Raw genomic sequence first — 21,719 nt, 5'->3', positions numbered from 1 at the left:
TATAGGTGATTAAAGGGGTGTAATAACTTAATTAATCACCTATATTTTTATTTCAAATAAAAGTTTTCTATAAATTTGAAGGTTTCTGTAAGGTCAAGTTCATCTGCAGCACTTTTTAAAAGAGGAATTTTTTCATAATCATCCAGAGGTATTTTATGCTTAAGGGTAGGATTAATTCTAAAATAATTATTACCTAGAAGCTCTTTACAGTACAAATCTTCTAGAGGAGTGTCGTTTAAAAGTATTGTAAGAAGCGGTGTCTTAACATTAGACATAGGGCTTATCATCCATTGGAATACTCCCCAGGAGGAGGTATCTGCAGTGATCTTATTAATGGTTACACCTGTGCCTATAGAGAGTATCCTAAAATCCGTAAGGGGATGTCTAGGTTTAATGGTTTTAATAACAGAAATCATGGCAGCAGCACTTGGATTATTGGCAATAACACCACCGTCTATAAAGTTATTATAGGTTGGAAAGTAAGTTGGTGCAGCAGAGCTAGACATTGCTACATCGATAACATTAGAAGAATATGTTGATCCTTTAGAAAGGTTATTAAAAAAAACTGTTTGCCAATTATCAGAAGAGAAGCCTTTTAAATTAAAGGATGGAACAAAAACATATTTTTCTAAGTTGCCTAAAGTTAAATTTTCAGGAAATACACAACTAACCATATTTTTAAGGTTTTTATTTTTAAACTTAGGTTTAAATATGTTTAGATGAGATGGGGTGAAAACAGACTTGATAGTTTCATAGTTATAAAGATTATCAATATAGGCTGCATCTTTTCCATATGCTAGAGAAAGGGCAATTAAAGCGCCAGTTGATGTTCCAGCAAATAAATCAGTGTGTGATAATAACTGGGGATATTTAGCGCAAATACGAGTTAAGATACGAGTTGATAGTGAACCACGAATTCCACCACCATCAAAGGAAATAATTCTAAAGATGGTCATAATATACCTCCACTAATTTTTATATAATTAGTGTATTACCTATGAGGTAAATAAGTGAATATAATGGTATACAAATAAATTTATATATTAAAATCATCACATTAATTTACTTACATATTAATAATTTAAAGGGTATAATTAAAATATAATATGGACAGAAAGGGGAATGCCACATGGCCGCACTTATTCCTTAAATTGCAACGTAAAAGTTAAAATAAAAACCTAGTTAGTAGGTTTATTTGTTGTGCAATGAAAGGTTGAGTGGTTATGAAAATTAATAAATATATATTATATATAATTTCATTTTTGCAAGGGTTGGTTTTCTATGGGGCATTTTCAGTTATATTTAGAGAATCAAGAGGCCTTGAACTAAGTCATATATTTTTACTGGAAAGTATTTTTCTAATTATAATGATGTTTTTTGAGATACCCTGGGGAATCATTGCAGATAAAATAGGGTATAAGAAGACCTTGGTCATATCTTATGGGCTATTCTTGACATCAAAAGTAATATTTTATTTTTCCTATTCGTTTTTAGGTTTTTTAATGGAAGCTATAGTTTCGGCAATTGCAATATCAGGTATATCTGGATGTGACAGTGCAATGTTATATTCATCAATAAATAATGATGACAGTGATAAAGTATTTGGTATATACGGAGCTGCTGGGACTGCGGGATTATTAGTTGCATCACTTGTGAGTGGAGTATTGGTAAATGTATCATTAGATTTAGTAGCATTTGCAACTATAATACCGTATACTATTGCATTTCTAATAAGTATGGGCTTAAAAAATGTAGAGAATGCAAATACCGGTGAAAAAGAAGAAGAAAATGGGGACGTAAAGAGTAGTATAATGAATAGTGTAAAAATTGCTTTTGAAAATAAGAAAATAGTTGCATTTGTTGTTGGCGTGGCGGTACTTGGTGAAACTACCCACAGTATATGTGTATTCTTAAATCAGCCCCTCTATATTAAAAGTGGAGTAGATATTAAATGGTTTGGAATATTGCTTGCACTTATGCAGAGTGCTACATTTATAAGTATCAGAGCATATAAAATTAAAAAGAAAATCGGAGAGAAAAAGCTTTTTAATGGAGCTTTACTACTGGTTATAATCTGTAATGTGTTCTTATTGATAAGCGACATATCATATATAACAATTACATTAATATTTATAATTGAGGGAGCCTTTGCATTGACTCAACCTATTACGGAAACTATAAAAAATGAGAGCATAGAAAGCATAAATAGAGCAACAATTTTATCAGCATATGCAATGATAGGAAACGTGGTGGCCTCATTAAGCAATATTATAATAGCAGCGGCATCAAGGATTTCAGTAGAAGGAGCTTTGATATGTTGTCTACTTATAAATATAATTGCAATAATTCCTATGGGATTATATTTTAAGAATAAAAGTGTATAAGTGTTAGAATATAAGATGTATTTAAATGAATAATTTAAGTAATAGGATTATTTTAATGTAATTATTAAAAGCATTGTGAGTTACAATAAAAATATAATTTAACATATCAGTAGCATGAAGGGTGGTGAGGATTGGTTATAGTTTATATTTTAGATATATTGAAAAAATAAATAATTAAGTATATTCGACTATTTTGAGTTATTATTTATTTTCATATACATTATACTATAACTAATCTAATTATGGATAAGAAAAAAATAAACAAGATTTTAACACCTAAAATTCCAAGGGAACTAAAGGAGGTTCAATCATTAAAAAGAAGGATTGAAAATGAGGATTATTTTAGTGAAATTATGGTTTGTAACATTGATATAGATGGAGAGAGGGCAGACCATATAAGTGTTTCAGAAGCTTTATTTAGAAATGTAAACTTTAGGGAGGTAGCCTTTAGATTTATAGATTTAACAGACGTAAGATTTGAGAATTGTGATTTATCTAATGCTGACTTTAGCAATGGGATTCTCCATAGAGTAGAGATGATAAATTGCAAGATTGTAGGTATCAATTTAGCAGATGCTTCGTTACAAAACATTACATTTAATCAGTGCAATGGTGACTATAGTAATATATCTTTTGCAAACTTGAAAGGTATTAATTTCATAGATTCATCCTTCAATAGTGTTAGTTTTGAAAATAGTAAGCTCGCTAAGGTTACCTTCGAAAATGTTAACCTGAGACAGGCAGATATAATAAAAGCTACAGTAAAGGGAATTGATTTTTCTGATAGTGATATAGAAGGTTTAAGTTGTGATATTAGAGATTTGTATGGAATTATAGTGTCACCGATTCAAGCGTTGTCACTTTCTAGGATTTTAGGTATAGTTATTAAAGAATAAATAAAATACGGTTTTAAGTCTTAAAATTCAACTAAGGCATATTCAAAATATTTTTCACATCTTTGAATTGTGATTAATTTTTAGGTGCCTAATGTAAAGTGGTGATAATGTGATAACAGTAATTTCTTCAACAAAATCCATAAATTTAGAAAAAAATTTATTAATAGATAAGAGTACTATGCCGCAGTTTGAGCATGAGGCAGGTTATCTTGCTAGTATACTTAAAAATTATACAGTTGAAGATATAGAAAAATTAATGAAAGTAAGTGAAAAGTTAGCAGAAGTAAATTATAATAGATATCAAAAATTTAATGAAAAGGATTTAGAAAGAAGGCAAGCGTTGTTTGCATTTAGTGGTGATGTATATAAATCAATGAACCCTTTTCAGTATACAGAGGAACAGATAGAGTTTGCGCAAGAGCGTGTAAGAATTTTATCAGGCCTATTTGGCGTTTTGAAACCTCTAGATTTGATTAAGGAATATAGATTAGAAATGGCTACTAAAATTAAAGGTTCAGAAGTTACGGATTTATATTCATTTTGGTCAGATAAAATAACTAAAAGTTTAATAAAGGAAGTAGAAGATTTTAATGAAAAAGCAGTATTGAATTTAGCATCTTTGGAGTATTCTAAGGTTATAAATAGAAGTAAGCTAGGTAATGTACGGATATATGATGTTGAGTTCAAAGAAAATAGAGATGGTGAATACAAAATTATAGGAACTTATGCAAAGAAAGCTAGAGGCGAAATGGTAACTTATGTAGTAAGCAACCGTATAGACTCCATAGATGGTATAAAAGGATTTTGTGAAGGCGGATACAGGTACAGTGATGAGTTAAGCAGTGAAAATATACTTGTGTTTACACGGTAAATAGCAATCTTAGTAGAAAGGTTTTTATTTTCTTTGTAAGTATAAAAATAAATTCATATAATTGAATTAGTATATGATAAATAAATAGTGTGATAAATATTTAGTTTCAAGTTGTATTATAAAGTTTATAAATAGGGAAGCATTATAATAGCCATAGAATAAAAAGCTTGTGATATATACAAGCTTTTTATTCTATTAGGAAGTAATAGAAAATATAATTAAAAGATATTACTCACAAAGGGGGATGAAGCAATGAAGATTGGGTTAGTATTATCCGGTGGAGGAGGAAAAGGTGCCTATGAAATTGGAGTATGGAAGGCTATCAAGGAATTAGGAATAGATAGATACATAAAAGCCATTTCGGGTACATCTATAGGTGCATTTAATGCAGCTTTATTTGCACAAAATGATTTCGAAGAAGCGGAAAGGTTATGGGAAGAAGTTACATTAGAAAAAATGATGCCTATTAATAGTAGAGAGTTAATAAAAAAAGGAATAACATTAGCAGTAGGTAGTCGAACAATGGCTTTTGCTAAAAAGTATATGGCGAGTAAATTGGAACATGGAGATGTACCCAGGGATGGAGCTACAGATATTATAAATAGATATATTAATGTTAAAAAAATTAGAGCTTCAGGAATAAATTGTTATGTGTCATGTACCGAAATGCCAGAGTTTACAGCAAAGTATTTTAAATTAAATGATTATGAAGATGATATAGTTAAGAGTATATTAATGGCTACAGCTTGCGTACCAATGATATATGAAAGTGAAGCAATTTATGATAAGACATATTTAGATGGTGGATTAACAGATAATACACCAATAAAGCCAGTATATGAAGATGGCTGTGATATTATAATAGCCGTATTACTAGATAAGTTAGGTACTGTAAACCGACAGGATTTCCCCAATGCTAAAATTATTGAAATAATACCATCAGACATGGAAACAAAAATATTAGAGGGCTTATTAAATTTAGATGATGAAGCAAAAACTAAGAGAATTCAAAGAGGATATGAAGATACTAAAAATCTTTTAGAACCTATTTTTGAAATTGCTAGATATCAATATAAAGAGCAGTTAAAGCAGGAATCGATACAAAAAGAAGTCCAAAGAAAAGAAAATGAGAATGAAAATGAAAAAGCAAATGAAAATGAAAATTGGTGGAGAAAAAAGAAAAGGGAAATTAGGGATAGGATATTTAATAAGAAGAGATAATAAGGAGAGTTGGGAATTTACAATTATAAATTTAAAAAGGAGGTCTTGAGTGAAATGGAAAAAATTAAAAATTTGCTTAATAATAGTTTAAATCAGTATGGAGATAAAGCAGTACCAAAGGTACCGGTGTTTGTGGGAACAGACATAACATCAGAGGTGTATTTTTTTAAGCCAAATCAAATATTAAATAAGCATAGACATCCAAGTGGAGATCAAATATTTGTGATCCTTAAAGGTAAAGGAAAAATGATGGTTGGAGATGGAGCTTACGATATATGCGAAGGCAGTACAGTTTTTGTACCAGCTGGCGAATGGCATGAAATAATTAATGGTACTGAGTGTGAAATGGCTGCAGTTCAAGTAACAAAGTCAGGAGCAGGATTTGAACCACATCAATAAAAGAATGGAATATCAAATGGATTTAGTATTATTGCAATATAACTAATGTGAATATTAGACAATTGGGATTATAAAAAGTGTAATATGAAATAGATAGTAGAATTAAAAGGAAACAGGATTTAATTATTTGAATCCTGTTTTTGCTAGAAAAGATATATGTATAAGTGGTATTATTATATTCAGATGGAGTTTGCCTAAGAGTAGTACCTAACTCCAGATGAATGTTAGAAAAACTTAGCTAGGCATCATATAAATACAAAACTAAAAATTAATAAGATAGAAGGAAATAAAGGGTGGAATAGTAAGAATGAATAAACTAGAGGAATGTAGAAAAGAAATAGATGAAATAGACAGTGAAATTATAAGGTTATTTGAGAAAAGAATGGATATAGCTATAAGGGTTGCAAATTATAAAAAGGAAAATGAGATACCTATATACAATAGCGGTAGGGAGTCTGAGATTATAAACAAAAGTGTAGATAGATTAAATAATAAAGAATATGAGTTAGTTACAAGACGATTTTTTCTTAATCTTATGGAGTTGAGTAGAAGTATTCAAGAGTCGGTAGTAAAGAGCGATAAATAAAAAAATAATGCGTAGTGTTAGTTAGTGGTTAAAAGGAGTAGTATTATGGAGTTTTATGGATTATTAGGAGAAAAGTTAGGGCATAGTTTATCACCAAGAATACATAAGATAATATTTGAATCTATCGAAGTTGATGGAGCATACAAGCTATTTGAAGTGCAAAAGAGTGATTTAAATGAGTTTATAGACGGGGTTAAGGTACTAAATATAAAAGGTGCAAGTGTTACAATACCATATAAGGAAGAAATTATTCAGTATTTGGATGTTGTATCACCAGAGGCTCAGAGGATAGGTTCTGTTAATACCATATCATTAATAGATAATAAACTATATGGATATAACACTGATTATTATGGATTTGGATATATGTTAGATGTACATAAGGTTAAACTAGACCATCAGGTTGTAGTTATATTAGGAAATGGTGGAGCGACAAAGAGTGTTATGCATTATTTATTAGATAATGGGGTTAAGAAAGTTTATATTGCAAGTAGAAATCCAAATAAAGAACGACGTGATGGATTAAGAGATGAAAGAGCAGAGATAATAGGGTATGCCGAACTCAATGATATTAAGGGTGATATGTTAGTGAATGCAACCCCTGTTGGTATGTTTCCACATGAAGATGAATCACCTGTAGAAGATTATATTATTGAAAATTTTGATACTATTGTTGATATAATATATAACCCTGCAATGACACAATTGTTATGTAAGGGTAAGGAATTGGGAAAGAAAACCGTAGGGGGCCTTTATATGCTTATAGGTCAAGGGGTTAAGGCTCAGGAAATTTGGCAAAATAGATCTATAGATGAAAGTGTAATTAAAGATATATATGAAATCCTAAATAGAGAATTTAGTTAAGTTATTAAAAAGTAGATGTATTTATTAAGTTGTAATTTTACTATTATATAGAAATATACACAGGTAGAGTTACCTGTTTGAATAAGAGATATAAAAATCAAGGGAATTATTCAGGGTTTTAAGGGGGAAGAATATGAAGGTTATGATAATTAATGGGCCTAATTTGAATTTCGTAGGGATAAGAGAGAAAAATATATATGGAGCTAAGGATTTTAATAAGGTTCAAGACTATATAAAAAATACTGCTGAAGCATTGGGTCATGAAATAGCATTATTTCAAAGTAATGTTGAGGGTGAAATTATTAATTTTATTCAAGAGGCTTATTATGAGAAATACGATGGCATAGTAATTAATCCAGGTGCATATACCCATTATAGTTATGCTATTCATGATGCCATTAAAAGTGTAAACATAAAAACTGTAGAGGTTCATTTATCTAATATTCATAGTAGAGAAGAGTTTAGGCATAAGTCAGTAACGGCTTCAGCTTGTATAGGACAAATATGTGGTTTTGGAGAGTTTGGATATATTATGGGTATAAATGCATTAGAAAATAGTATGAATAACTTGAGTTAAGTATGAGAATTGATTGGAATATACATCTAAATATGTACAAGGGCACTGGTGAAGTGAATATTAAGAACTAATAAATGCAACAATTTGTTAGGTAATAAGAAGTGAGGTAAATATATGAGCAACATTAATGATAAAATAATAGAAGTATATACAAGATTAACTGAAAGTGGAGTAAGATTCTATTATAATGATGATGAAGTTGCATTTGGGGAGATAACTGAATTGGGCTATTTATATGGGGAGAATATAGGTTTTACCATTGAATATGAAGCTGAGGTTAAAGTCACAGTAGAAAAGTTCAAATTATATCATTCTAAAGAAAATATTAATTTGTATGACTGGAGTGATATAAGAGAATTTGATAGATTACTTGATCAGAATGAAGAAGATGAGAAGTAAATATATATGATTAAATCTGGAGTTAGATTAGTAATAATCTAGCTCCTTATATATAAATAAAAGATTTACTAAAACTATGTTTAATTTTACTGATATAAATATTATAATAGAATTAAGGGTTAAAATTTAATACTGTAAAATAAAATAAATATATCAGTGTAATAATGAATATAGGAGAGTGGGTTATGGATAGAAGGGTAAAGTTATGGGAAGATATTAAGGTAGATAATATTAATAGGCTAATAGGCAGGGGATATTTCTTTAGTTTTAATACTAGAGAGGGTGCACTATTAAATGAAAGCGCATATACGCATGGATTTAAATCACTTAATGGACAATGGAAATTTTTGTTTTTAGATGCGCCAGAATATTCACCAGAGAATTTTTCAGATGAAAATTACAATGTGGACAAGTGGAATAATATAGTTGTGCCTGGGAATTGGCAACTTCAAGGGTATGGGAAAATGCACTACTCAGATGTGTGGTATAACTTCCCGATTAATCCACCTTATGTACCAACAGAAAATCCTACTGGAATATATAAAAGAAATTTTTACATAGGTGAAGAATGGTTAAAAGAAAGAGTGATTTTAAGGTTCAATGGAGTTGATTCTGCATTTAATCTTTGGATTAATGGAGAGGAAATTGGATATAGTAAAGGAGCTAGGTTACAAGCTGAATTTGATATAACAAAGGCATTAAGACCGGGAGAAAATCAATGTACAGTAAGGGTTTACCAATGGAGTGATGGAACTTATTTAGAAGATCAGGATATGTGGTGGCTTAGTGGAATTTTTAGAGATGTAGAAGTTTATATGGAGCCTAAGGAAGGCATTGAAGATATAACTGTAGTTACAGATTTAGATGAAAATTATAAGGATGGAAGATTAATAGTAAAAACTAAAATGAGGTTACAAGGGGATAGTGAATTGTCAAGATTTACTTTAACCTATGAATTGATAGATGAAAATGGAAAGCTTGTGCTAGAAAAATCTGAAGAAGTGTGTGGTAATGAACACATTATAGAAGCAGATATAAAGAACCCTCTAAAATGGACGGCTGAAACTCCAGATTTATATACTTTACTTGTTACGCTTAAGTTAAACAATGAAGTTGTACAAGTTATTCCCCATAAGGTTGGATTTAGAAAAGTTGAACTTAAGGGTGAAATATTTACGGTTAATGGAGTGGCAATAAAATTTAAGGGTGTAAACAGACATGATTATAATCCGTTAAACGGAAGGGTTGTTGCAAAAGAAGAAATAGAAGCTGATATAATTCTTATGAAGCAATATAATATTAATGCTATAAGAACGGCTCACTACCCAAATTCTCCATGGCTTTATGATTTATGTGATGAATATGGTATGTATGTAATTGATGAAACAGATTTAGAATGTCATGGTTTTGAACTTACAGGCGAGTATGACATGATAAGCAATGATGAAGCTTGGGAACTTGCATATGTAAGTAGATTAGAAAGGATGATTGAGAGAGATAAAAATCATCCATGTATTATAATGTGGTCACTTGGAAATGAATCTTCTACAGGAAGAAACTTTAAGGCTATGGCAAAGAGGTGCAAAGAACTTGATGATACAAGACTTGTGCATTATGAAGGTGATAGCGATATGGAATATGCAGATGTATATTCTACTATGTATACTTGGATAGAGCATGAAGATCCTAAACGACTGCTTATGGATAAGATAATTAATGAGAAAAATCATCCACATATATTATGTGAATATTGCCATGCTATGGGAAATGGACCAGGAAATTTAAAAGAGTATCAAGAATTATTTTATAAACATGATAAGCTTCAAGGCGGATTTGTTTGGGAATGGTTTGACCATGGAATATATACGGTTAATGAGATAGGGGAAGGGTATTATAAATATGGAGGAGACTACGGCGATGACCCTACCAATGGAAATTTTTGCATCGATGGATTGTTAATGCCAGATAGAACCCCATCACCAGGCCTTTTGGAGTATAAGAAGATTATAGAACCAGTAAACACAGAAGCTGTTGATATTAAAAATGGTGTAATAAAAATAGTGAATAGGCAAGATTTCTGCAATTTAGACTCCTTCGATTTAATTTACTCTATTGTAAAAGATAATAAAGTAATTGAAAGTGGTAAGGTTTCATTAGAAGATATTCCTGCAAGAAGTAGCAAGGAAGTCACTGTAAACTATAATAAGAATTTTAATGTTCAGGCAGCAACTGATTATTATATGAATTTATCATATAGACTAAATAAGGATAATAATTGGGCACAAACAGGTCATGAGGTAGCTGCAGCACAATTTATGATTCCTGTAACAAGAGAAGAACGTTATGTGAAAAAAGAAGGCTATTTAAATGTAGTTGAAGAAGGTTATAAATTAGTAATTATGGGTGAATCCTTTGAAATAATATTCGATAAGGTAAAAGGAGAAATCATTGAAGGAACAAAGAATGGAATTAGAGTTATTAACCATGGACCAATTCTTAATTTCTGGAGAGCTCCAATTGATAATGATATGTATTTATTAGAGGATTACTATAAAAAATATTTTGCACATCTATGGCATCAAGTAGTAGAAGAGTTTAACTATGAAGTGAAAGATAATTATGTGAAAGTTAAGGTATCAACAGTAAATGGCACAACTAATTCCGCTTGGTACTATAAGTCAAAATATGAATATAAAATATATGCATCAGGAGATATATTATTTAAGGTTAGTGGAATTCCTAGTGGTAAGATTGAAAATGCTCCAAAGATGTTACCGAGGATAGGAGTAAAATTAGATATTAATAAGGACTTCTTTAATACTCAGTGGTATGGAAGAGGGCCAGGAGAAAGCTATGAAGATTCTAAGCAGTGTAATAATATTGGAGTGTATAAAAATACTGTAGATGGATTGTTTACAAACTATGTAACTCCACAAGAAAATGGAAATAGAACAGATACAAAATGGACAACATTAACTAATGATAGGGGCATAGGTATTATGGCGGTTTCTGATGAAAGATTAAATTTTAGCGCTATGTATTATGAAGCTAAGGATTTAGAGAAGGCGAAGCATACGGTAGAACTAAATAAAAGGGACTACATTGTATTAAATCTAGACTATAAACAAAATGGTCTTGGAACTAATTCCTGTGGACAGAGCCAGCTAGAAAAATATAAGTGCAAGTTTGAGCCATTTATAATGAGTATGAAGATATCTTTATATAGCAATAAGGAAATATCAGCAGTGGCGCTTAGCAAGGAGACCATAATATAATAATTATGATTATGGTTTAGAGAGTTCTAATATAATAATTTTAAATAGGTAATTAGTCTTCGGAAGAATTCTAATTGCCTATTTTTTATTTGCTTATATAAATGGGAATAGATTTATGTAGAAAAATTAAAAAACATGAGTCAAATAAATTTATAAACTCGTAATAATAGTGATAAAATATAAAGTTGGAACATGATAATAGCAGAACAATGCAAACTGTGGATAAAATTTGTGAAATATTCAGAATAGTGGTGGATAAGTGAAATGTTATCCACCACCTGTTGATTAAACTGTGGACAAATATGTGGAAAATGTTAGTTATTACATTATTTTACATTAAAATAGACGATTGTGTGAATTGAAAAATAATAATGAAAATTTAGGTGATTTATAAATGGATAGGTAAGCATTTCGTGATTATAATTAAAATTTAAAATTTTAATAAAAAACATCTAAGAAATGAAAAAATTTAGTATTACTAAACATAAAAACTATTAATATAAACATAGATATTATAATATGAGTAAAAACCAAAGGTTATCTAATAAAAAAATATAAGTTAAATATGATAAAATTTAAAAAATCTATTGATTTATTTATGCAAAAAATATAAAATAGTATTGTTTGTTTAGTAAATGTAAACATACAGTTTAGATATAATACACAAGTTGGAGGTGTGATTGTGCAAATTGGTGAGAAGATTAAAAGACTTAGAATTGAAAAGCAATTAACTCAGGAGGAACTTGCAAATAGATGTGAGTTATCTAAGGGGTTTATTTCGCAAATTGAAAATGATCTTACATCCCCGTCCATTGCAACACTAATGGATATATTACAGATATTGGGGACGAATATAAATGAGTTTTTTAGTGACAAGGTGAATGAGAGAGTTAAATTCACAGATGATGATATGTTTGAAACTGAAGATGAAGAATTAAAATATAAATTAAAGTGGCTGGTTCCAGATGCTCAAAAAAATGAAATGGAGCCTATAATGCTAATTTTAGAACCTTCGGGAAGATATAAAGAGGAAGAACCACACGAAGGTGAAGAATTTGGACTTGTACTTTATGGAATCATAAACCTTCATTTGGGTGATGCTGTTCATAAGATACGTAAAGGTGAAAGTTTTTATTTTAAACCAAAAGCTAATCACTATATTTCAAATGCAGGGAAAACAGAAGCTACTGTAATATGGGTAAGTACTCCGCCATCATTTTAGATGCTGAATTGAGTTTAGTTTATATTATAGGATGATTTTATATAGTAAGTTGTAGTAAGCTGTGGAGAGAATCCATTGTGAAGTATAACAATATTACCATTTTGGAGAAGAGGTGTTTATTTTGATTGATAATATAATTGAAATTAAAAATATATCAAAGACTTTTGATGAACATAAGGTATTAGATAATATTAGTTTAGATATTAAGAAAAATGAATTTGTAACTTTACTTGGGCCTAGTGGTTGTGGTAAAACTACTACCTTGAAAATTATTGCAGGATTTGAAACTTGCGATGATGGTGAAATTACATTTGAAGATAAAAAAATAAATAATGTGCCACCTTATGAAAGACAGATTAATACAGTGTTTCAAAAATATGCATTGTTTCCTCATATGAATGTTTATGAAAATATAGCGTTTGGACTTAAAATTAAAAAGATGTCTAAAGTAGAAATAGATAAAAAAGTTATGGATGTTCTAAAACTTGTTGATCTTCAGGGCTTTGAAAAAAGAAAAACAGATTCACTAAGTGGAGGACAGCAACAAAGGATAGCTATAGCCAGAGCTATAGTAAATGAGCCAAAGGTATTATTGTTAGATGAACCATTAGGAGCATTGGATCTGAAATTAAGAAAAGAAATGCAAATAGAACTTAAAAGAATACAAAAACAATTAGGGATAACTTTCATATTTGTTACCCATGATCAAGAAGAAGCGTTAACTATGTCAGATACAGTTGTTGTGATGAATAGGGGTGTAATTCAACAAATGGGAACACCGGAAGATATATATAACGAACCTATGAATAGATTTGTGGCAAGATTTATTGGAGAAAGTAATATTACCACAGGAATAATGCATGAAGATTTTAAAGTTGAGTTCTGTAACCATTTATTTAAATGTGTGGACAAAGGATTTGCAAAAAATGAGAACATAGATGTAGTAATAAGGCCAGAAGATATAAAAATTGTAGGTAAAGAAGAAGGAAACTTAAAAGGAACAGTTAAATCATCTGTATTTAAGGGAGTTCACTATGAATTAGAAGTAGAAGAGGATAGTATGACATTTATTCTACATAATACTAAGAACTTTGCAATAGGTACAGAAATAGGGATGGATATATATCCGGAAGATATTCATATTATGACAAAATCAGGAGAAGAATAAAATGAAGAGAAAATCATATTTAGCTTATCCTTATGTAATATGGAGTTCCTTATTTATAGTTGTGCCACTTCTTTTAATTATATTTTTTAGTTTCACTGAGAATACAGGTGGGAGTATTAAATTTTCCCTAGCTAATTTTCAGAGACTTATGGATCCTGTATACATCAAAGTATTTTTTAGATCTATAAACTTAGCTTTACAGTCAACGGTTATATGTTTACTACTTGGATATCCAATTGCATATATAATATCAAAAATGCCAAGTCATAGAAGAGGGATACTTATTATGTTATTTATTCTTCCAATGTGGATGAATTTTTTACTTAGAACTTATGCATGGCTTGCAATACTTGGAAAAAATGGACTCTTAAATAACTTATTTTCAATGATAGGTCTTAATGGGGTAGATATACTATACACAAATACAGCAGTATTGCTTGGAATGGTATATAATTTTCTTCCATTTATGGTTTTACCGATATACACATCTTTATTGAAGATGGATCAAGATTTAATAAATGCAGCTTATGACTTGGGCGCAGGTAAGGTAAAAGCTTTTACAAAGGTTGTTTTTCCACTTAGCTTACCAGGGGTTATATCAGGTATAACAATGGTGTTTATGCCAGCTGTATCCACTTTCGTAATTTCACAACTACTAGGTGGTGGTAAGTATATGTTAATTGGTAACTTAATTGAGCAACAATTTACAACGGTAGGAGATTGGAACTTTGGTTCTGCAGTATCTATACTTATGATGATATTAATATTGATATCTATGGGACTTACCTCAAAATTCTCTGATAAAGATGAAAAAGGGGGTGGCTTAATATGATAAAAATTAGAAAAGTTTTTTCTAATATTTATTTAATTTTAATATTTATATTTTTATATGCACCTATCTTTGCTTTAGCATTATTTTCATTTAATGATTCTAAGTCCATGGCAAAATGGGAAGGCTTCACATTTAAGTGGTATCAGGAATTATTTCATAACGACAGAATAATTTCTGCACTAATAACTACATTGGTAGTAGCAATTATTTCATCGCTTATAGCTACAATTATTGGAACAATTAGTGCCATCGGAATAAGCAAAATGAGAGGTAGAAAGAAGGCGTTACTTCTTAATATAAATTATTTACCAGTGTTAAACCCTGATATAGTAACAGGTATAGGACTTATGATACTTTTTATATTCTTTAAAATGAAATTAGGCCTTTTAACTATGTTACTAGCACATATAACCTTTAATATACCTTACGTAGTGTTATCAGTGTTGCCTAAGTTAAAGCAACTTCCAGCAAATATTGAAGAAGCAGCTATGGATTTAGGGGCTAAACCTATGTATACTCTTAGAAATGTCATACTTCCACAGATAAAACCAGGTATAATTTCAGGTTTTTTAATAGCATTTACTATGTCTATAGATGACTTTATTATAAGTTTCTTTACAACTGGTAATGGTGTAACAAACTTATCTATTGAAGTCTATTCAATGGCAAAAAGAGGGATTAAACCAGAGATTAATGCACTTACAACTTTAATGTTTGTAACAGTTTTAGTGTTATTACTATTATCTAATAAGAAGCAATCAATAGTGAGAGGGGAATAAGATAGATGAAAAGAATTAAAAAAGTTATAGCCATAGCATGTACAGGAATTTTAATGACAACAATGCTTACAGCATGTGGATCAAAACCTTCAAATGAGGTTTTAAACATATATAATGTTGGTGATTATATAGATGAGAGTTTACTTAAGAAATTTGAAGATGAGACAGGTATAAAAGTAATATATGAAAAGTATGATACAAATGAGATTATGTATCAAAAAGTAAAAAGTGGCGGATCAAAATATGATTTGGTGGTTCCATCGGATTATATGATTGAGAAGATGAAAAATGAGAACTTAATTCAGAAAATAGATTTCAACAACATTCCAAATTACAAGAATATAGATGAAAGCTTTAAGAAACCATCATACGATTCAAATGATGAATATAGTGTTCCATATTTTTGGGGGACTTTTGGAATCCTTTATAATAAAACCATAGTTACTGAAAATGTAGATAGCTGGGATATATTGTGGGATGAAAAATACAAAGATGAGATACTGATGTTTGATTCAGTTAGAGATACTATGGGAATTGCACTAATGAAATTAGGATATTCTCAAAACAGTGTAAATGAAAAAGAACTTGATGAAGCAAAACAGCTATTAATTGATCAAAGACCTTTAGTACTTGCCTATGTTAATGATGAAGGTAAGGATAGACTTTTAGGTGAAGAGGCAGCTATGGGAATAATTTATTCTGGAGATGCAGTTACACTTATGGAACAAAATGAAAATTTAGCGTATGCAATACCAAAGACTGGTACAAATAAATGGGTAGATGGAATGTGTATACCAAGTGATGCTGAAAATAAAAAAGAAGCAGAACTATTTATTAATTTCATGTTAGATCCTGAAAATGCAGTTACTAATATAGAATATATAGGGTATTCTACACCTAATAAAGCTGCTCTTGAATTATTAGATGAGGAAGTGCAAAATAATCCAGTTGCATATCCGGACAAAGCTATTCTTTCTAAGTGTGAATCATTTAAAGATCTTGGAGATAAGATTAAATTATATGATGATAGATGGATCCAGATAAAATCTAAATAGTATCTTTGAATTATTTTAAGACTTAATGAAAGTTATGGATTGCTCTTAATTAAATTAAGAATAATTATAAGGCATAAAAGACCACCATAAACGTTGAAGTTTATGGTGGTTTTTCTAAATAAAAATGATTTAACTGTGGAAAATATAATAAAAATTGTAATAAAATATACCTTTATGTAAATATTTATTACAATCTAATGGTAATCTTATTGTGATAAATATAAAAAATGTATATAGTATAATTAGTGAACAAGAATATTAAAGAGAGAAGGATGGGGAATAATGGGTTTATTTAACAATATGAAAATATCTAAAAAGTTAATTTTAAGCTATTTGTTAATTTCAACATTTATAATAGTAGTAGGTTTTATTGGCATGAGGAATGCAAAAAAACTTTATAATGTATCTGAGGAATTATATATGGATAATGTAATTGGTATAAGTACTCTAGGAACTATAGATGCTAACTTATTAAAGTCATATTCTGACACACAATTAATGGCTTATATAGAGGATAAACTTCAAGTAGAAAATTTGATGAAAAACATTGAGGATCTTACTTCAGAAAATAATAGACTTATAGAAATATATAAAACGACGATTGAAAGAGAAGAGGATAGACAATTATTTGATGAGTTTCAAAGTGAATTAAAGGAATATAGAAATGCTAGAGACGGTTACAGCGAAGTAGTATTATCAGGAGATAAAGGCGATATATCAATTAAACTTAATGAGATAAAAAAAGAGAAAGAGCATATGGACGTTGGGTTAAACAAACTAATAGAATTAAGTGATAATTTGGCAAAGGAAGCTATTAAATCTGCTAAAAGCACATTTAGTGCTTCGAAAGCTATGATATTTTTTAGTTCTATAATAATATTTTCATTAGCTATAATCATAGGGATAATTGTATCAAGAGGAATTACAAAACGTCTTAATAAAATACTTTGCTTAGCTCAGGAGCTTGAACATGGAAATTTAATCGAAGTAATTCAGGTAGATTCTAAAGATGAAATTGGACTTCTAGCAGGAGCTTTGAATGCGGCAGTAGTAAATATGAAAAATCTAATTACAAATATTACGATTAGCGCTGAAGATATGAGTGCTTCAAGTGAGGAACTGTCAGCAACCATGGAAGAAATGAGCGCAAAATTTGAAACTATCAATGCATCAACACAAGAGATAAACGCTGGTATCCAAGAAAGTACTGCAACATCAGAAGAAATATCAGCATCTGTAGAAGAAGTAAATTCAAGTATAAATATTCTTACGGAAAAAGCTACTGAGGGAAGCGCTAGCGCAGTTAATATAAGAGAAAGAGCCATAGAAGTAAAGGAAAAAAGTGAATTAGCTATAAGTGAAATTGAAGCTGTTTATTTAGAACATGAAAGTGAAATATTAAAAGCTATTAAAGATGGTGAGATTGTAGAGGATATAAAAATCATGGCAGATACTATAGCGAGTATAGCAGCACAAACAAATTTACTTGCTCTAAATGCAGCTATAGAAGCAGCAAGGGCAGGAGAACAAGGAAGAGGGTTTGCGGTTGTAGCGGAAGAAGTAAGAAAACTTGCAGAGCAGTCTACAGTAGCAGTAGGAAATGTAAAGACTACGATCGAGAAAGTTCAAAGTGCTTTTGGGAACTTATCTAACAATAGCAGAGATATACTTAAGTTTATGGACGAAAATGTAATTAAACAATTTGACTATTTTAGTGGTGTTGGTACTCAATATAATGATGATTCAAATTTTGTAAGTAGTATGTCAGAAGAGATAGCTACGATGACGGAGGAAATAAATGCTACAATAAATGAGGTAACAATGGCGGTGCAAAACATGACTCAAATGGCTCAGGATGCATCAAATGGAACTAATGAAATAAATGAAGGTATAAATGAATCATCACAAGCGATGGAACAAGTTACAAAGACGGCTGAAGAACAGGCAGAACTTGCACTAAAGCTTACTGAAATGGTGGGTAAGTTCAAGATTTAACCATTAGATTTTAAGCGGTAGTGTTTGTTTTATAATAGGGATATTGTGGATAGAAGTTGTGTGCTAAGTTACATAAGAAGTGGGGATATATATGCAATTTAAAATTCAGGGGAACAAATTTTTAAAAGGTGAAAATGAAGTAAAAATTATAAGTGGAGCAATCCATTACTTTAGGATGTTTAAAGAACAATACATGGACAGACTATTAAAATTAAAAGCATGTGGATTTAACACCGTGGAGACTTACGTAGCTTGGAATTTACATGAGCCTAAAAAAGGTGAGTTTGTATTTAGTAGTTATTTTGATCTAGAAGAATTCATAAAAATAGCGGATGAAATAGGATTAATGGTTATAGTGAGACCAGGTCCATATATATGTGCAGAGTGGGAGTTCGGTGGATTTCCATCATGGTTATTAAAGGATAAAAATATTAAACTAAGGTGTAATTCAAAGGAATATTTAAAACATGTAGATAGTTGGTTTGACGAATTGATTCCAATATTGATTCCATATTTATGCACTAATGGTGGACCAATTATAGCAGTTCAGGTGGAGAATGAATATGGTAGTTACGGGGATGATAAAGACTATCTTAAACATATTAGAGATGGATTAGTTAATAGAGGCGTAGATATTATGCTATTTACATCTGATGGCCCTACAGATTTTATGTTGAAGGGTGGAACTTTAGAAGGCGTTTATAAAACAGCAAACTTTGGATCTAGACCTAAGGAATCCTTTGATATGTTGGAAAAGCATCAAAAGGATATGCCACTTATGTGTATGGAGTGGTGGATAGGGTGGTTTGATCATTGGCAAGATATTCATCATAGAAGAGATGGTGAAGAAATAGTAAAAATACTAAAGGAAATGTTAGATAGAGATGTTAGTGTAAATTTCTATATGTTTCATGGTGGCACAAACTTTGGATTCATGAATGGTGCTAATTTTACAGATAAATATATGCCAACAACAACAAGTTATGATTATGATTCACTACTTACAGAAGCCGGAGATATAACAGATAAATATCTTAAAGTGCGAGAGGTAATTGAGAGTTCTGAGGGGAAAATAACCACAGGTATTCCAAAAGAATCCACAAAAAAAGCATATGGAACAATAAAATTAAATGATAGTTGTGGATTGTTTGAGAGTTTAGAGGGGTTAGCTACACCGATAATAAATACTCAAGTGGAGAATATGGAAGTCTATGATCAAGACTATGGATATATATTATATTCTAAAAAAATAGATGGACCAATGGGAGATTTACCACTTACGATTCAAGATGTTCATGATAGAGCACAGATATTTATAGATGGTGAAGAAGTGGCGGTACAATATAGAAACAGAGAAATTAAGCTGAAATCGGATAAGTTAAAAGTGGAAAATTCAAAGTTAATTTTACAAATACCTAAAGATGGGATTAAATTAGATATCCTTGTGGAAAACATGGGAAGAATAAATTATGGTCCATATATAAAGGATTTCAAAGGAATTACAGAAGGAATAAGAATTCAAGGTCAATTCCTATTTGGGGTAGATGTGTGGAACCTGGATATGAAGGATTTATCAGGACTTAAATTTAAGAAGAATAATGTGAAAGAATCATGTTCAATTGACAAAAATAATAATTGCATGGAACAATTAAATTTCTTCGAGAAGGCAGAAGAACAGATGAAAATAGAAGTTTTAGAAGAAAGTAAAATTAGTAGTGAACCAAGATTCTATCGAGGTAACTTTAATATAGAATCTCAGGAGGATATTGGAGATACGTTTATAAGTTTAGACAATTTCAATAAGGGAATCATATTTATAAATGGATTTAACTTAGGTAGGTACTGGCAAGATGGACCACAACTAAGATTATACCTTCCATATCCATTATTAAAGGTTGGAGAGAATGAAATAATAGTATTTGAACAGCATGGATGTAGTGATACAGTAATTGAACTTGTTGGAGAACCTAAGTTTAAGTAGTATTAAGAAGTATAGGGTATTCACTGTAGAAATATAATATAATTTTGAAATTGTGCATAAGAGGAAAATTAGCTAGTTGCAATGTGTAGGGAATAGCAAGAGAAAAGTCATAGGCAAAACTATGGCTTTTTTGTATACCAAAGAAACCTTTGTTATAATTATGATATAAGATTTAAAAGTGAGGATAAAATTATGATACAAGATTTTCATGCACATTCAAACAATTCCTTCGATTCAAAGGAGACCATAGAAAATATGTGTATTTCGGCAATAGAGAAGGGTATAGAACATATTGCTTTTACAGAACATTTTTGTGTAAATGACATAAGAAAAACTTTTGGCTACGTGGACTTTGGTAGGTTTCAACAGGATATACAAGGTGCAAAAGAAAAATTTTCGGGCAAACTAAATATTTACAAGGGTATAGAGATTTGCGAGCCTCATATTATGAGGGAAGGATATGAGGAATCATTAAAGGACATAGAGTTGGATGTGATTCTTGGATCAGTACATAATATTAACAACCTGGGACTTAAAGATTTAATTAAGAATTATAATTTTAAAGAAGCCTATGAATTATATTTTAATGATGTTTATGAAATGGTCAAAAATAGTGATTTTGATATAGCAGCACACCTAGATTTATTGAATAGATATGCATATAAAGATTTAGGGGCATATGATTTTAAGTATAATATGGATATTATTGAGGAAATACTTAAAGAAATTATAGGGAGAGGTAAGGGCATAGAGATAAATACCTCGGTGTTCAGAAATAAGGATGACAATAGGAAAAATTCCTTGAAAATAATAAAACTATACAAATCCTTAGGTGGTGAAATAATAACCATTGGATCTGATGCACATAAGACTGAGGATGTAGGTGAATATTGTAAAGCTGCTTTGAGAGTTCTAGAGGGATTTGGATTTAAATATGTATTTACATTTAAAAATAGAGAGCCAATTGGGAATAAGATAATTTAAGATTTAGAATTAGGTAAAGAGGAGAGCGGAAATAATGGATATTAAAATATATGAAGAAGTACAAGAAGATTGTTTTATGGCTCTAGCACTTACAGCGGATGGGATAAATGGAGTAAGTGGTACAGCAACCTACTCAAAAGCATTTTTTGAAATATAGAAATAAGTATTTAAATTTGTAATGTTATTAAAAAGCATTATAAGGTATTAACTATAAAGATTAACTCATCTTTA

Annotated in this window: 20 protein-coding genes; 19 read left to right on the top strand and 1 reads right to left on the bottom strand. The window is 30.3% G+C overall.

Going from position 1 to position 21,719, the window contains the following annotated elements; all coding sequences use genetic code 11:
* Positions 1–47 precede the first annotated feature (47 nt).
* Positions 48–956 (bottom strand): patatin-like phospholipase family protein, encoded by a 909-nt coding sequence (locus tag RSA29_RS01330; protein ID WP_346933564.1) that lies wholly within the window; start codon positions 954–956, stop codon positions 48–50.
* Positions 957–1,223: 267 nt separating this feature from the next.
* On the opposite strand from RSA29_RS01330, the gene RSA29_RS01325 reads away from it, so the two are divergent.
* From RSA29_RS01325 to RSA29_RS01235, 19 genes are all read left to right on the top strand, one after another.
* Positions 1,224–2,384: an MFS transporter gene (locus RSA29_RS01325; protein ID WP_346941711.1), complete on the top strand. Its 1,161-nt coding sequence runs from the start codon at positions 1,224–1,226 to the stop codon at positions 2,382–2,384.
* Positions 2,385–2,626: 242 nt separating this feature from the next.
* Positions 2,627–3,280: a pentapeptide repeat-containing protein gene (locus RSA29_RS01320; protein ID WP_346941712.1), complete on the top strand. Its 654-nt coding sequence runs from the start codon at positions 2,627–2,629 to the stop codon at positions 3,278–3,280.
* 109 nt (positions 3,281–3,389) lie between these two features.
* A complete protein-coding gene (gene yaaA / locus RSA29_RS01315) occupies positions 3,390–4,151 on the top strand; it encodes a peroxide stress protein YaaA (protein WP_346941713.1) in 762 nt (253 codons plus the stop codon).
* 252 nt (positions 4,152–4,403) lie between these two features.
* On the top strand, positions 4,404–5,372 hold the full coding sequence (locus RSA29_RS01310; RefSeq protein ID WP_346941714.1) for a patatin-like phospholipase family protein: 969 nt from the start codon (positions 4,404–4,406) through the stop codon (positions 5,370–5,372).
* A 54-nt stretch (positions 5,373–5,426) separates the two neighbouring features.
* Positions 5,427–5,771 (top strand): cupin domain-containing protein, encoded by a 345-nt coding sequence (locus RSA29_RS01305; RefSeq protein WP_346933559.1) that lies wholly within the window; start codon positions 5,427–5,429, stop codon positions 5,769–5,771.
* Positions 5,772–6,078: 307 nt separating this feature from the next.
* Positions 6,079–6,357 (top strand): chorismate mutase, encoded by a 279-nt coding sequence (locus tag RSA29_RS01300; RefSeq protein WP_346941715.1) that lies wholly within the window; start codon positions 6,079–6,081, stop codon positions 6,355–6,357.
* Positions 6,358–6,402: 45 nt separating this feature from the next.
* On the top strand, positions 6,403–7,221 hold the full coding sequence (gene aroE, locus RSA29_RS01295; protein ID WP_346941716.1) for a shikimate dehydrogenase: 819 nt from the start codon (positions 6,403–6,405) through the stop codon (positions 7,219–7,221).
* Between the two features lie 133 nt (positions 7,222–7,354).
* On the top strand, positions 7,355–7,798 hold the full coding sequence (gene aroQ / locus RSA29_RS01290; RefSeq protein WP_346941717.1) for a type II 3-dehydroquinate dehydratase: 444 nt from the start codon (positions 7,355–7,357) through the stop codon (positions 7,796–7,798).
* A 114-nt stretch (positions 7,799–7,912) separates the two neighbouring features.
* Positions 7,913–8,197, top strand: a complete 285-nt coding sequence (locus RSA29_RS01285; protein ID WP_346941718.1) for a hypothetical protein — start codon at positions 7,913–7,915, stop codon at positions 8,195–8,197.
* 185 nt (positions 8,198–8,382) lie between these two features.
* The gene (gene ebgA, locus RSA29_RS01280) at positions 8,383–11,472 is read left to right on the top strand and encodes a beta-galactosidase subunit alpha (RefSeq protein WP_346941719.1); all 3,090 of its coding nucleotides are present in this window, start codon (positions 8,383–8,385) and stop codon (positions 11,470–11,472) included.
* A 682-nt stretch (positions 11,473–12,154) separates the two neighbouring features.
* Complete coding sequence (locus RSA29_RS01275) at positions 12,155–12,694, top strand: XRE family transcriptional regulator (RefSeq protein ID WP_346933553.1); 540 nt, start codon at positions 12,155–12,157, stop codon at positions 12,692–12,694.
* Positions 12,695–12,812: 118 nt separating this feature from the next.
* Positions 12,813–13,862: a spermidine/putrescine ABC transporter ATP-binding protein gene (gene potA, locus RSA29_RS01270; RefSeq protein WP_346941958.1), complete on the top strand. Its 1,050-nt coding sequence runs from the start codon at positions 12,813–12,815 to the stop codon at positions 13,860–13,862.
* A 1-nt stretch (position 13,863) separates the two neighbouring features.
* Positions 13,864–14,694, top strand: a complete 831-nt coding sequence (locus tag RSA29_RS01265) for an ABC transporter permease (protein ID WP_346941720.1) — start codon at positions 13,864–13,866, stop codon at positions 14,692–14,694.
* Positions 14,691–15,473: an ABC transporter permease gene (locus RSA29_RS01260; protein WP_346941721.1), complete on the top strand. Its 783-nt coding sequence runs from the start codon at positions 14,691–14,693 to the stop codon at positions 15,471–15,473. The genes RSA29_RS01265 and RSA29_RS01260 overlap by 4 nt, the downstream gene beginning before the upstream one ends.
* A 5-nt stretch (positions 15,474–15,478) precedes the next feature.
* The gene (locus RSA29_RS01255) at positions 15,479–16,528 is read left to right on the top strand and encodes an ABC transporter substrate-binding protein (RefSeq protein ID WP_346941722.1); all 1,050 of its coding nucleotides are present in this window, start codon (positions 15,479–15,481) and stop codon (positions 16,526–16,528) included.
* A gap of 282 nt (positions 16,529–16,810) precedes the next feature.
* Entirely contained in the window at positions 16,811–18,523 is a 1,713-nt protein-coding gene (locus tag RSA29_RS01250; protein ID WP_346941723.1) for a methyl-accepting chemotaxis protein, read from the top strand.
* Positions 18,524–18,614: 91 nt separating this feature from the next.
* On the top strand, positions 18,615–20,504 hold the full coding sequence (locus RSA29_RS01245) for a beta-galactosidase family protein (RefSeq protein WP_346941724.1): 1,890 nt from the start codon (positions 18,615–18,617) through the stop codon (positions 20,502–20,504).
* Positions 20,505–20,696: 192 nt separating this feature from the next.
* Positions 20,697–21,488 (top strand): histidinol-phosphatase HisJ family protein, encoded by a 792-nt coding sequence (locus RSA29_RS01240; RefSeq protein WP_346941725.1) that lies wholly within the window; start codon positions 20,697–20,699, stop codon positions 21,486–21,488.
* Positions 21,489–21,522: 34 nt separating this feature from the next.
* A complete protein-coding gene (locus RSA29_RS01235; protein WP_346933546.1) occupies positions 21,523–21,645 on the top strand; it encodes a hypothetical protein in 123 nt (40 codons plus the stop codon).
* Positions 21,646–21,719: the final 74 nt, after the last annotated feature.

The sequence above is a fragment of the Clostridium sp. genome, from assembly GCF_036660475.1.
Lineage (GTDB): Bacteria > Bacillota > Clostridia > Clostridiales > Clostridiaceae > Clostridium_J.
The sequence above is the reverse complement of the archived record's forward strand: the minus strand, read 5'-3'. Positions and strand labels throughout refer to the sequence as shown.

Bases quoted from the DNA above. Each gene is read 5' to 3' on its own strand.
- RSA29_RS01330 (WP_346933564.1), bottom strand. From the start codon at position 956: ATGACCATCTTTAGAATTATTTCCTTTGATGGTGGTGGAATTCGTGGT.
- RSA29_RS01325 (WP_346941711.1), top strand. From the start codon at position 1,224: ATGAAAATTAATAAATATATATTATATATAATTTCATTTTTGCAAGGG.
- RSA29_RS01320 (WP_346941712.1), top strand. From the start codon at position 2,627: ATGGATAAGAAAAAAATAAACAAGATTTTAACACCTAAAATTCCAAGG.
- RSA29_RS01310 (WP_346941714.1), top strand. From the start codon at position 4,404: ATGAAGATTGGGTTAGTATTATCCGGTGGAGGAGGAAAAGGTGCCTAT.
- RSA29_RS01305 (WP_346933559.1), top strand. From the start codon at position 5,427: ATGGAAAAAATTAAAAATTTGCTTAATAATAGTTTAAATCAGTATGGA.
- RSA29_RS01300 (WP_346941715.1), top strand. From the start codon at position 6,079: ATGAATAAACTAGAGGAATGTAGAAAAGAAATAGATGAAATAGACAGT.
- aroE (WP_346941716.1), top strand. From the start codon at position 6,403: ATGGAGTTTTATGGATTATTAGGAGAAAAGTTAGGGCATAGTTTATCA.
- aroQ (WP_346941717.1), top strand. From the start codon at position 7,355: ATGAAGGTTATGATAATTAATGGGCCTAATTTGAATTTCGTAGGGATA.
- RSA29_RS01285 (WP_346941718.1), top strand. From the start codon at position 7,913: ATGAGCAACATTAATGATAAAATAATAGAAGTATATACAAGATTAACT.
- ebgA (WP_346941719.1), top strand. From the start codon at position 8,383: ATGGATAGAAGGGTAAAGTTATGGGAAGATATTAAGGTAGATAATATT.
- RSA29_RS01265 (WP_346941720.1), top strand. From the start codon at position 13,864: ATGAAGAGAAAATCATATTTAGCTTATCCTTATGTAATATGGAGTTCC.
- RSA29_RS01260 (WP_346941721.1), top strand. From the start codon at position 14,691: ATGATAAAAATTAGAAAAGTTTTTTCTAATATTTATTTAATTTTAATA.
- RSA29_RS01255 (WP_346941722.1), top strand. From the start codon at position 15,479: ATGAAAAGAATTAAAAAAGTTATAGCCATAGCATGTACAGGAATTTTA.
- RSA29_RS01250 (WP_346941723.1), top strand. From the start codon at position 16,811: ATGGGTTTATTTAACAATATGAAAATATCTAAAAAGTTAATTTTAAGC.
- RSA29_RS01245 (WP_346941724.1), top strand. From the start codon at position 18,615: ATGCAATTTAAAATTCAGGGGAACAAATTTTTAAAAGGTGAAAATGAA.
- RSA29_RS01240 (WP_346941725.1), top strand. From the start codon at position 20,697: ATGATACAAGATTTTCATGCACATTCAAACAATTCCTTCGATTCAAAG.
- RSA29_RS01235 (WP_346933546.1), top strand. From the start codon at position 21,523: ATGGATATTAAAATATATGAAGAAGTACAAGAAGATTGTTTTATGGCT.